The 11,489-nt window shown below is 73.4% G+C and carries 11 protein-coding genes and 1 pseudogene; 6 read left to right on the forward strand and 6 right to left on the reverse strand.

Annotation, left to right across the window (positions count from 1 at the left end; translation table 11 throughout):
- Positions 1 to 4 precede the first annotated feature (4 nt).
- Genes trpS through ABT160_RS33915 form a run of 3 tightly spaced genes read left to right on the forward strand, consistent with a single transcriptional unit; the run spans position 5 to position 3,607 of the window.
- A complete protein-coding gene (gene trpS, locus ABT160_RS33905; RefSeq protein ID WP_351651793.1) occupies positions 5 to 1,084 on the forward strand; it encodes a tryptophan--tRNA ligase in 1,080 nt (359 codons plus the stop codon).
- A complete protein-coding gene (locus ABT160_RS33910) occupies positions 1,084 to 2,853 on the forward strand; it encodes an FUSC family protein (protein ID WP_351651794.1) in 1,770 nt (589 codons plus the stop codon). The genes trpS and ABT160_RS33910 overlap by 1 nt, the downstream gene beginning before the upstream one ends.
- Before the next feature lie 4 nt (positions 2,854 to 2,857).
- Positions 2,858 to 3,607: a GntR family transcriptional regulator gene (locus ABT160_RS33915; protein WP_351651795.1), complete on the forward strand. Its 750-nt coding sequence runs from the start codon at positions 2,858 to 2,860 to the stop codon at positions 3,605 to 3,607.
- A gap of 57 nt (positions 3,608 to 3,664) precedes the next feature.
- Here the strand turns inward: ABT160_RS33915 and ABT160_RS33920 are convergent, their stop codons facing one another.
- Positions 3,665 to 4,174, reverse strand: a complete 510-nt coding sequence (locus ABT160_RS33920; protein WP_351651796.1) for a GntR family transcriptional regulator — start codon at positions 4,172 to 4,174, stop codon at positions 3,665 to 3,667.
- 360 nt (positions 4,175 to 4,534) lie between these two features.
- On the opposite strand from ABT160_RS33920, the gene ABT160_RS33925 reads away from it, so the two are divergent.
- Entirely contained in the window at positions 4,535 to 5,443 is a 909-nt protein-coding gene (locus ABT160_RS33925; RefSeq protein WP_351651797.1) for a hypothetical protein, read from the forward strand.
- 89 nt (positions 5,444 to 5,532) lie between these two features.
- On the opposite strand, the gene ABT160_RS33930 is transcribed toward ABT160_RS33925, so the two are convergent.
- The 3 genes from ABT160_RS33930 to ABT160_RS33940 form a co-directional block, all read right to left on the reverse strand.
- Positions 5,533 to 6,279 carry a chitinase gene (locus ABT160_RS33930; protein WP_351651798.1) on the reverse strand — a complete coding sequence of 249 codons (747 nt, stop codon included), beginning with the start codon at positions 6,277 to 6,279 and terminating at the stop codon, positions 5,533 to 5,535.
- Between the two features lie 189 nt (positions 6,280 to 6,468).
- Complete coding sequence (locus ABT160_RS33935) at positions 6,469 to 6,987, reverse strand: lytic polysaccharide monooxygenase auxiliary activity family 9 protein (protein WP_351651799.1); 519 nt, start codon at positions 6,985 to 6,987, stop codon at positions 6,469 to 6,471.
- 309 nt (positions 6,988 to 7,296) lie between these two features.
- On the reverse strand, positions 7,297 to 7,935 hold the full coding sequence (locus tag ABT160_RS33940; RefSeq protein WP_351651800.1) for a TetR/AcrR family transcriptional regulator: 639 nt from the start codon (positions 7,933 to 7,935) through the stop codon (positions 7,297 to 7,299).
- A gap of 100 nt (positions 7,936 to 8,035) precedes the next feature.
- Between ABT160_RS33940 and ABT160_RS33945 the strand changes: the two genes are divergently transcribed.
- Positions 8,036 to 9,055: a substrate-binding domain-containing protein gene (locus ABT160_RS33945; RefSeq protein WP_351651801.1), complete on the forward strand. Its 1,020-nt coding sequence runs from the start codon at positions 8,036 to 8,038 to the stop codon at positions 9,053 to 9,055.
- Between the two features lie 17 nt (positions 9,056 to 9,072).
- Here the strand turns inward: ABT160_RS33945 and ABT160_RS33950 are convergent, their stop codons facing one another.
- Entirely contained in the window at positions 9,073 to 9,966 is an 894-nt protein-coding gene (locus tag ABT160_RS33950) for a LysR substrate-binding domain-containing protein (RefSeq protein ID WP_351651802.1), read from the reverse strand.
- A gap of 83 nt (positions 9,967 to 10,049) precedes the next feature.
- On the opposite strand from ABT160_RS33950, the gene ABT160_RS33955 reads away from it, so the two are divergent.
- Positions 10,050 to 10,985, forward strand: a complete 936-nt coding sequence (locus ABT160_RS33955; RefSeq protein WP_351651803.1) for an EamA family transporter — start codon at positions 10,050 to 10,052, stop codon at positions 10,983 to 10,985.
- A 12-nt stretch (positions 10,986 to 10,997) separates the two neighbouring features.
- Here ABT160_RS33955 and ABT160_RS33960 read toward each other — a convergent pair.
- Positions 10,998 to 11,489 (reverse strand): annotated as a pseudogene (locus ABT160_RS33960) (transcription termination factor Rho); the annotation flags it as partial.

Below are 11,489 nucleotides of genomic sequence, written 5' to 3' on the forward strand. Positions count from 1 at the left end.
ACCCGTGCCCGCCGAGCCCCTTTCCGAGACACCCGTCCCCGTCCCCGGCGCGGACGCCGCCCGTGCGCGCAGCGTCGAGCTGGAGCGGGAGATCGCCCGTGACCCCGGCGCCTTCCGGATCCTCACCGGCGACCGGCCCACCGGGCGGCTGCACCTCGGGCACTGGTTCGGGACCCTGCGCGGCCGGGTGCGGCTGCAGGACGCGGGCGTGGAGACGTTCGTCCTGGTGGCCGACTACCAGGTGCTCACCGACCGCGACGTGGCCGACCACCTCGACGCGTACGTGCGCGACCTCGTCCTGGACTACCTCGCCGCGGGCATCGACCCGGCCCGCAGCACCGTCTTCCGGCACAGCGCCGTCCCGGCCCTCAACCAGCTGATGCTGCCGTTCCTCTCGCTCGTCTCGGTCGCCGAGCTGCGGCGCAACCCGACGGTGAAGGACGAGATCGCCCACTCCCGGCAGTCCGCCGTCTCCGGCCTGATGTTCACCTACCCCGTCCACCAGGCCGCCGACATCCTCTTCTGCGGCGCCAACCTCGTGCCCGTCGGCCAGGACCAGCTGCCCCACCTCGAACTCACCCGCACCATCGCCCGCCGCTTCAACGACCGCTACGCACCCGTCTTCCCCGAGCCCGAGGCCCTGCTGTCCGAGGCGCCCCTGCTGCTCGGCACCGACGGCGGCAAGATGAGCAAGTCCCGGGGCAACGCCATCGCCCTGTCGGCCACCGCCGACGAGACCGCCCGGATCCTCAAGGGCGCCCGCACCGACGCCGACCGGCACATCACCTACGACCCCGAGCACCGCCCCGAGGTCTCCTCGCTGGTGCTCCTCGCCGCCCTCTGCCAGGACCGCGACCCGCGGGCCGTCGCCGAGGAGATCGGCGACGGCGGCGCCGCCCTGCTCAAGAAGACCGTCACCGAGGCCGTCAACGAACACCTCGCGCCGCTGCGGGCCCGCCGCGCCGAACTCGCCGCCGACCCCGGACACGTCGACCAGGTGCTGCGCGACGGCAACGCCCACGCCAACGAGGTCGCCGACGCCACCCTGACCCGCGTCAGCACCGCCATGGGCATGCGCGCCTGATGCGGACCACGGCCGCCCCGCCCTGGCTGCGCCACATCCTGCGCCCCACGCCCGTGCCCGTCGACCGGGCCCTGGTGCTGCGCGGCGCCGTCGGGATCGCCCTGCCGCTCGCCGCCGGGCAGCTCGCCGGGGAGCCGGCGCTGGGCGCGGCGGCGGCCCTCGGCGCGTACGGCGCGGCCGTCGACGACAGCTCCGCGCCCTGGCGGCTGCGCGCCCTGACGCTCGCGCTGCCGCAACTGGCCGGCGCCACCGGCCTCGCCCTCGGCCACGCCACCTCCGGCCACCCCTGGGCCCAGGTCCTCCTCCTCGCCGTCACCGCCCTGCTCTCCGCGCTCCTGTCCAGCACCGGCCGGGTCGGCAACACCAGCACCCTGGTACTGCTGCTCGCCACCGCGATGGGCATCGGACTGCCCTCCGGCGGGCCCTGGTGGCACACCCCCGCGCTGTTCCTGCTCGGCGGCCTCCCGCTCGCGCTCTGGTCCGTCGCCACCGCCCTGCGGCACGCGGCCCGCGACGAACGGGCCGCCACCGCCACCGCCTTCCGGGCCACGGCCGCCCTGCTGCGCCCCGCGCCCACCGCCCCGCCCGACGGCCCCGGCCGCCGCCACGGGCTCACCCTCGCCATGGACGCCGCCCACGACACGCTCCTGGGCCGCCGCCTCACCCGCCCCCGCCCCGGCACCAGGACCGCGTACCTGGCCACCGCCCTCGACGCGCTGATCCCGGTCATCGCCGCGCTCCCGGCCGCCCGGCACGCCACCGCGCCCGTCGCCGAGGCCTACGCCGCCCACCTGGACGACATCGCCGACGGCCTGGAACGGGACGCGCGGCCCGTCCCCGGCGCGCACCCGCTGCCCCCGGCCCCCGCCGCCCCGGCCCTCGACCCCCTGTACGAAGCCGTCGTACGGGCCGGAACGGTCGCCGACGACCCCCGCACCCCCCGCGACCCCCGCCACCGCCTCCCGCTCTGGACCCCGCCCGCCCGGCGCCTCGCCCGCACCCTGAGGACCCGCCTGAGCGACCCGGCCACCTGGTCCTTCGCGCTCCGGCTCACCCTCTGCGTCACGGTGGCCCAGGCGGTGGCGTCGTTCTCCGCGCTGCCCCGCTCCGGCTGGATCGTCCTCACCGTCGCCCTGCTGGTCCGCCCCGGCCTCGGCACCGTCCCGGCCCGGCTCGTGACCCGCGTGCTCGGCACCTTCGCGGGCGTCCTCGCCGGCCTGGCCCTGATCAGCGCCCTGGCCCCCGGCTGGCCCCGGATCACGGCCGTCGTGGCCCTCACCGCACTGCTCCAGGCCTTCGCCCGCTACACCTACGCGCTCCAGACGCTGCTCCTCACCCCCGTCATGATGCTGCTCGCCGACCCCCTCGGGCTGGCCGGAGCCTCGGTCCCCGAGGCGCGCCTCCTCGACACCCTCGTCGGCAGCGCCCTCGCGCTCACCGCCGGCTACCTGCTGTGGCCGGAGAACAACCGCGCCGACCTTGCCCGCCGCCTCGCCCGCGCCCACGAGCGCACCGCCGACTACCTGGACGCCCGCACCCCGTACGGGCCCCACGGCACCGACCGGCACGAGCTGCACGCCCTGCGCCGCGCCGCCCACCACGAACTCGCCCGGCTGCACGCCGAACTCGACCGCCTGCGCACCGACCCGCGCCACCACCGGGACCTCGTACCGTGGCGCCAGTACCTGTACGACCTGGAGAACGCCCTGGACGACGCCCCGGCCTCCCGCCGGGCCCGTCCGCACCCCGCCCCGCCGCCCGAGGAGTAACCGCATGCCGACCACCCCGCACCTCGAGCCCGTGGTCCAGGACGGTTCGCACCCGCCCTACCTCCTCGCCCGCGACGCCCTCTCGCGGGCCATCGCCACCGGAGTCCTGGCGGCCGGGCGCCGACTGCCCTCGGAGCGGTTCCTCGCCGAACAGCTCGCCGTCAGCCGCGTCACCCTGCGCCGCGCCCTCACCCAGCTCCAGGAGCACGGCCTGATCGAGTCCTCCGCCCGGCGCGGCTGGCGGGTGCGCCCGGTCTCCTTCACGCACGCCCCCGACACGCCGGGGCCCGGCTTCGCCGACCTCAACCAGGCCCTGGGGTTCACCGTCACCGCCACCACCCTCGTGTGCCGGGTGCGGCCGGCCCGCTCCGAGGAGGCGGAACAGCTCGAAGTCGCCACCGGTACGGCCCTGTTCGAGCTGCGCCGGGTGCGCTTCCTGGACGGGGAGCCCGTCTGCGTCACGCACGACCTGGTGCCGCACGAGCTCGCCCCCGGCCTGGAGGACGAGGACTTCTCCACCGCCTCCCTCTTCGGCCTCCTGCGCGAGCGCGGCAACGCGGCGGCGGGGGCCCGCTACACGGCCCGCGCCGCCCTCGTCGGGGAGGAGGAGGCGCCCCTGCTCGGCCTGACGCCCCCGGCGGCCGTGCTGCACACCACGCGGCTCTCGCTCCAGGGCGACGACGCGACCCCGCTCGCCTGGAGCCGGGAGGTCTACCGCTCGGACCGCTACGAACTGCGCCTGAAGCTCGACTGACCGGGCCCGGCGGGTCTCGATCGGCCGGACCCGGCGCGTACGGAGCCGATCACGCCCCTACGTCGCCGACGGCCGGGCTCCTCGCGCGGTGGCCGGCCGTACGAAGGTTCCCGCGGCCCCCTGCGGAAGCAGCAGCCCTTCGGCGGCCAGCAGGTTCACGGCGCGGGAGACGATGAACTGCGAGACCCGGTACTGGGTGGACAGGCGCAGCCGCGACGGCAACGCCCCCTGGAACTCGCCCCGTCCGATGCGTGCGCGCAGATCGTCCGCCACCGTCTCGTGCGGCGCCCGCGAGGGCGTCGCGCAGAGAACCGGTGAAGTGGCGCCCCGTCCGCCCCCGTTGGCGTCGTCCGCCGGGGACCTGCGCGCGCGTACGGCCCTGCGCCGCAAGCGCGTCAGCGCCGCACGGCGGACGAACTGGGCCGTGGGGAGCGGGACGTGGTAGTGCTGGGCGATGGCGCAGGCGTCGAGGCCGCGCAACAGCGGCGACAGGGTGCTGGGGCGCCGGGTCACGCGCTGGACGAGGTCGTCGGCCAGGTCCTGGTAACGCGCAGGGGGAGTGGTCATGTTCTCCGACTCGTCTCCTGTACGGGGGTGTTGATCCGCTACTGACGGTCTGTCACCAACCGGTGTCGCGCGCGGGCCGGAGAGCGGTGCGCGAGCTGGAGGCGGGCTTCCGCATGGACAGACCAGATACAGACCAGACTAGATCGGCGTCGGGCCCCAGGAGCTTGCCGAACAGCCGTGGCGGACGGGCAGAAGGTCCTGACTTGGCGCGCCGCCGCGCCCGGTCACGGTGAGTGATGTCCCCGAATGGGGTCGTGGGCGTGCGGGTGTGCCGGGGCCGGGTCAGGCTCACCTCACACAGACCGCTCCACGGAGGGGCCCGCCCGGCTCCCCGTGGTGAAGCAGCAGAGGAACCCGCCCATGCGCGCCGTCACCCCTTCGTCTTCCCCCGCCTCCCGTCGTGCCGCGCGGCTGCTGGTCGCCGCCGGACTCGGGCTGGCCGTCACCGCCGCCGTCGCCGCACCGGCCGGCGCGGCCGGTACCCGGGCCATCCCGGACCCGGTGGCGGACTGGGGCACGGTCATCGACACCGAGGACTGCGTCCAGGCCGACGCCTGGGCCCTGCGCGTGATCAAGAAGGGCGGGCTGCTGGCCGACTCCACCTCCGTCGAGGCGCGCTACCCGAGCGCGGACGGGGTGCCCTCGTCCGCGCAGACCCTGCCCGGCGAGGTGGTGGACCTGCGGGTACTCGGCGTGAACCTGCACGCGGGCCAGGGCGTCGGCGTCAGCTCCCGCGCCCTGGGCCACACCCGGATCGACGCCTCGGGTGACCCGGTGCCCCAGCGCGGCGCGGTGTACGCGGAGACCAGCGCGGCCATGCTGGAGACCGGCCACCCCTACATCCCCGGCATCCCCGGCTTCAAGGACGGCGTCCAGCTCTCCCCAGTCGGCGTCCACCTGGAGAACGTCAAGGTGACCGCCCAGGCCGAGCCGGGCAAGCCGGTCGCCATGGACGTCTCCTCCGACGGCGGCTACCTCTCGATCGCCGGCCACAAGATCAAGCCGCTGCCCGCGGTCCTGCCGCCCAACTTCGGCGTGCGCGTCCCCGACGACCGCAACCTGCCCCCGCTGTTCACCGCCGTCTTCAACGAGCAGGTCACCACCGACGCCAAGGGCCGCCCGACCCACCACTTCGACCCCCGCGCCACCAGCGGCTACGCCAACGCGCTGCACCTGAGCATCCTGGGCACCCACGTCGCCGACATCACGGTCGGCCACGCCGCCGTCCTGCGCGACCCGGCGCGCACCGACAAGTACGCCAAGGACTGACGCGAGGCACCGCGACGGCGCGACGGGGGCCGTACGCCGCTTTCGGCGTACGGCCCCCGTCCCGTCGGGCGCTGGTCCGGTGTCCGGGATCAGCAGCTCAGGTTGCCCCCGGGCTCGACCCCGAGCAGCTGGGTGAAGCGCTGGTAGTTGTCGATCCGGCTCTGCACCTGCTGGGGGTTGCCCCCGTTGCACTCCAGGCTGCCGTTGATGGACCGGATGGTCTCACCGAACCCGGCCCCGTTGACGATCGCGTCGTGCGGCGTCATCGTGCCCGGCCCGTTCTGCGTGTTCCAGTACCACAGGCCGGTCTTCCAGGCGACCGCCGCGTCGTTCTGGACGAGGTCGGGGTTGTTGAGCAGGTCGATGCCGAGGGCGTCGCCCGCCGCCTTGTAGTTGAAGTTCCAGCTCAGCTGGATCGGCCCGCGCCCGTAGTACTTGTCGTTGCCCGCCGGGCAGCCGTAGGGCTGGGTGGTGTCGCAGTAGTGCGGGTAGTTGGCCGTGTTCTGCTCCGCCACGTACACCAGCCCGCCGGTCTCGTGGCTGACGTTCGCGAGGAAGGCCGCGGCCTCCTGCTTCTTGACGGTGTCGCTGCCCGTGTTGGAGAAACCCGGGTACGCGCTGAGCGCCGCCGTGAGACCGCTGTACGTGTAGAAGGAGTTCCTGTTCGGGAACATCGCGTCGAACTGCGCCTCGCTGACGACGAATTCGGCGGCGGCCCGCCGCGCGACGGCCGAGCCGTCGGCCTTCTGGGCCGAGGCGGTGGGAGCGAGCGTCAGGGTGCACAGTGCGGCGGCCGCGCCGGTGGCGGCCAGTAGTCCGAGGATGCGGGGATGCACGGTATCGACTCCTGTGGGGTGGAGTGGTTTCGGGACGAGCGAGGAGGACGGCGCGGGTCCGGCGTGGGGAAGTGGGGTTCCGTCACCGGAACCCGCGCCGTACGGCGGGCGCGAGGCGCCCGCGTGTCGCTCCCGTACGAGGGCCCGTACGAGGGGTGGACGCGGGCCGGACGGGGTCCGGCCGGTGCCTCAGCCGCCGACGTTGACGTCGATGCAGGCGTAGAAGGCGTTGGTGGTGTCGGCCACGTTCCACACGGCGAGCACCTTCTGCCGGCCGGTGAGGGAGCCGAAGTCGACCTGGTGGTTCACCGTCGCCTCCGGCTGCGCGCCACCGTCGTCGAACTGGGCGATGCGCTGCCCGCCGACGTAGTAGTCCCAGGTGCTGGTGGAGTGGCGGGCGGTGAGCTTCCAGGAGAACGTGGCGTTCTTCGGGACGGGCGTCACGGCCCAGCCCTTGCCGTCGTCGTCGAGTTCGGCGAACCGGCTGTTGCCGCCGCTGCAACTGGTCAGGCCCTTGGGGCCCTCGACGCTCTGGGGTTCGTACGTGATGTCGCCGCACGACACCGTGCCCGCCGCGCACTGCGCCTGGCGGCTGGGCGGGTTGGAGATGTAGCCGTGGGCGCTGGCCGAGCCCGCGGGGAGGCTGACGGCGAGGACGGGCGCCAGGGCGGCGCCGACGAGCGCGGCGGTCTTCTTGCTGAAGTGCATCGGAGAACTCCTTCACATCAGGCCGGCCCGGACGCACGTGGTCATGTGGGGGAACCACGCGCGGCGACCGGCCTCTCGTGGGTGGGGCCAAGAGGCGCGAAGGTGACGCGCACCCGCCGCACGCGCAGGGGAGGGTATGTCCGGTTGGGGTCAACTCCCCAAGCGGAGCGGCGAGTTCTGTTGGACTAGACCATACAAGCGCTCGTCGTGAACGTGTCAAGGGTGCGGAACGATCGAGGAAGATCCCGTGAACGGGGCCGGGGCGCGGCCCGCCGCGCCCCGGCCTCCAGCCACCGGCCCCCTGAGCGCTCAGGGTCGCTGCTCCGCCCCCGCCCCTTCGAGCAGCGTCCGGATGTCGTCGTTGAACCCCGTCGTGTCGGTCAGGCCGAAGGCGACGCGCTGGAGCAGGAAGCCGTGCAGCAGCCCCATCACCAGCCGGGCGCCGCGCTCGGGGTCCACGGCCGGCGCGACGCTTCTGGCCCGCTGGCCGCGGCGCAGCGCCTCCGCGATGCTGTCGCGCACGGAGGCGAAGCCGTCGAGGGCGTGCGCCTGGGCGGCGTCGTTGCGCAGCAGCTCCGACCACGTCTGTACGGCGCAGCGCAGCAGCTCCTCTACCGGGACCGGCTGCCCCGCCGCGTCGGTGACGGTATCGGCGCTCAGTGCGTCGAGCGACGCGGTGACCAGGTCGGCGACGGACGGCGCGGAGGCGCCGGCGGCCAGCTCCTCGATGGGTGCGAAGACCAGCCGGAACGCGTCGCCCGCGATGGCCAGGACGATCTCGTCCTTCCCCGTGAAGTAGCGGTACGGCGCCCCGGCCGAGACGCCTGCCTCGGCGGCGATGTCCGGCATCGAGGTCTGGTGGAAGCCGTCGCGGGAGAAGCAGCGGCGGGCGGCGGCCACGATCTGCGCGCGCTTGGCCTCGCGGCGCTCGGGTGTCAGGCGGGGCATGACCGGCACTCCCTCAAAGTGAATGACCATTTACCTTGACGGGCTCCACCCGCGGTCCTAGCTTAAAAGTGAAAGCTCATTCACGGAAGCGAGGCTCCTGATGAGTACGACGCACACGAACAGCGGCACCGGCACGCCCCTGCGCGTCGCCGCCTACACCTACGAGCACACCGCCGCACTGCTCGAAGGACGCGTCCCGATCGAGGGCGTGGACGCCACCTTCGAGACGGCCGAACTGGTCTCCGACATCTTCCGGCGGACCGTCGAGGGGCGCTACGACGTCGCCGAGTACGGTCTTACGTACTTCCTGCGCACCTTCGACCTGGAGGACTCCCCGTTCCTGGCGCTGCCGGTCTTCCCCAACCGCAACTTCCGGCACTCGTCGGTCTTCGTGAACACGGCGGCGGGTGTCAAGGGCCCGGAGGACCTCGCGGGCCGCACGATCGGCGAGTTCGCGATGTACGGGCACGACCCCGGTGTGTGGATCAAGGGGATCTTCTCCGACGAGTACGGTCTGACCCCCGACCGGTCCCGCTGGATCATCGGCGGCACCGACCACCCGCTGCCCGCGTTCGACTGGGTGCCGCAGCCGGTCCCGGAGGGCGTGGACGTGCGGCACGCGCCGGAGGGGGCGACCCTGGGCGCGATGCTGGAATCAGGGGAGATCGATGCGCTGGTCTCGGTCGACGTGCCCCAGGCCCTGCTCGACGGCTCGCCCAGGATCGCCCGGCTGTTCCCCGACTACGAGGGGGTCGAGCGCGACTACTACCGGCGCACCGGGATCTTCCCCGCGATGCACGTCATCGCCGTTCCGAGGGAGCTGGCCGCCCGCGCCGACCTGATGACCGCGCTCTACCGCGCCTTCGTCGAGGCGAAGGAGACGGTCCAGCGTGCCTACCGCGAGGGCGCGTTGAAGCAGCACATGGGCGTGGTCACCCCGTGGTTCAGCCGCCACTTCGAGGAGAACCGGGCGCTGCTGGGCGAGGACTGGTGGCCGTACGGCCTGGGCGCGAACCGTACGATGCTCGACACGTTCCTGCGCTACCACTACGAACAGGGCCTCTCCAAGCGCCTGTTGACCAGCGAGGACATCATCGTGCCCGCACTGCTCGACACCTGAGGGCCGGGGGAGACTCGCTAGCGTCGTCCGGACCGGTCGAGCAGCAGGCCGGAGACCAGTGCCAGCGGCGGCCAGCCGAGGCGGCCGTGGCGGGCGACGGCGTAGGCGCGCAGTACGACGTCGGGTCCGGTGAGCGGGACGATCCGTACCGACGGGAACGCGGTCGTGCCCAGGGGTAGCAGTCCCACGCCGAGTCCGGCGGTGATCATGCCCTGGACGAGGTCCAGGCTGTCGGCCTGGTGCGTGATGCGCGGGGTGAAGCCCGCCATGGAACCGAGCGTGCGGATCACCGTCTCGTCCGCGGTGTTGCGGGAGTTGACGATCCAGTCGTGCCCGGCGAACGCGGCGAACACGTCCAGCGTCGACCCGGCCGGGACGTGCGCTCCCACCGGGACTCCCAGGCCCCAGGGCGCGGTCCACAGGGCGGTCGCGTGGGATCCGCCGTCCTCGGCGGCGGGGGCCAGGTTGTAGTCGTAGGTGAGCGCCAGGTCCGTCGCGTCCTCGGCGAGCAGGCGCAGTGCCTCGGCCGGTTCGTGTTCGCGGACCAGCACCCGGAGCCGCGGATGGGTGGTGGCCAGGGTGGTGATGACGGGCAGGAGGTGGGCGCGGATGGCGGTCGCGAAGCCCGCGACCCGTAGCGTGCCGTTGGGCTCGCTCTCCGGCGACAGGTCGTGGCGTGCCGTCTCGACGGCGGACAGGATCGTCACCGCGTGCTCGGCCAGGCGCCGCCCCGCGGGCGTCAGCCGGACCAGCCGCCCGTGCGGCTCCACCAGCGCCGTGCCCATGTCGCCCGCCAGTGCGGCGATCTGCTGGGAGACCGTCGAGGTGGTCGTGGAGAGCGTGTCGGCGACCGCGCGCATCGATCCCAGGCGGTACAGCTCCACCAGCATCCGCAGTCGTCGTGTCTCCATGCCGTCATTGTCCAGGATCCATGAACGAATTGTCCATGATCGGCACGTGGACATGAACGGTCTCTTCGCCGTCTGATGGCCCCATGAGCCTGCCGCAGTCCGCCCACCGTTCCCGTACGCCCCTGTCTCCGGCCCTCACCGGCACCGCGATGGCCGTCGCGTCCATGTCGACCATCCAGCTCGGCCTCGCGCTGTCGGTCCCGCTGGTCGACCGGCTCGGCGCCCTGGGCACGACGGGGCTGCGCCTCGCCTGGGCCGGCCTGCTCCTGCTGGTCCTGATCAGGCCCCGCCTGCGCGACTTCACCGGCCGCGACCTGCGGGCCTGTGTCGCACTCGGCCTGGTCAGCGCGGGAATGATGGTCTGCTTCATGATGGCCGTGACCCGGCTGCCGCTCGGCACGGCCAGCGCCCTGGAGTTCCTCGGCCCCCTGGCCGTGTCCCTGTGCGGCCCCGGTCGCGGCCGGGCGCGCTGGACGGCCCTGGCGGCCGTCGGCTTGGTGGCGCTCACCGAACCCTGGCACGGCGGCATCGACCCGGCCGGCGCGGGCTTCGCCCTGGCGGCCGCGGCGTGCTGGGCGGCGTACATCCTGCTCACCCAGCGGGTCGGGGACAGCGTGACCGGCCTGAACGGGCTCGCGGTCTCCATGCCCGTCGCCGGTCTGGTGGGCCTGCTGGTCGCGGCCCCCTCCGACCTGGGGCGCGTCACCTGGCCGCTGCTCGTCACCATGCTGGGCCTCGCGGCGCTCAGCGCGGTGCTGCCCTTCGTACTGGAGTTCCTCGCCCTGCGCCGCCTCACGGCCTCGGGGTTCGGCACCCTGATGAGCCTGGAACCGGCCATCGCGCTGGTCGCCGGAGTGCTGGTGCTCGGCCAGCTGCCCGGCCCGGCGTCCGCGGCCGGTGTCGTCTGCGTGGTGCTCGCCGGTATCGGTGCCATCCGCTCCGGCGCCCGCCCTTCCGGACCCTCCGCGGATCCCGGACTCCCGGCGGAACCGGACGTGGTGGGCGCGGCGTCGAGGTGAGCCACCGCCCGGTCAGCCGGTGACGTCCTCCGGCGCGGGCGTGGTGCGGGCGATCTGCAACAGCAGTTCGGCGTTCGACTTCGTCTGCTTCATCTTGTCGAGCAGCAGCTCGATCGCCTGCTGCTGGTCGAGCGCGTGCAACGCCCGGCGCAGCTTCCAGACGATGGCGAGCTCGTCGCCGGCGAGCAGGATCTCTTCCTTGCGGGTGCCGGACGCGTCGACGTCCACGGCCGGGAAGATGCGCTTGTCGGCGAGCTTGCGGTCGAGCTTGAGCTCCATGTTGCCGGTGCCCTTGAACTCCTCGAAGATCACCTCGTCCATGCGGGACCCGGTCTCCACCAGCGCGGTGGCGAGGATGGTCAGCGAGCCGCCGTCCTCGATGTTGCGGGCCGCACCGAAGAAGCGCTTGGGCGGGTACAGGGCGGTGGAGTCCACACCACCGGACAGGATGCGGCCCGAGGCCGGGGCGGCGAGGTTGTACGCACGGCCCAGACGGGTGATCGA

Origin of the sequence: Streptomyces sp. NPDC001941 (assembly GCF_040296945.1) — a bacterium.
Lineage (GTDB): Bacteria > Actinomycetota > Actinomycetes > Streptomycetales > Streptomycetaceae > Streptomyces.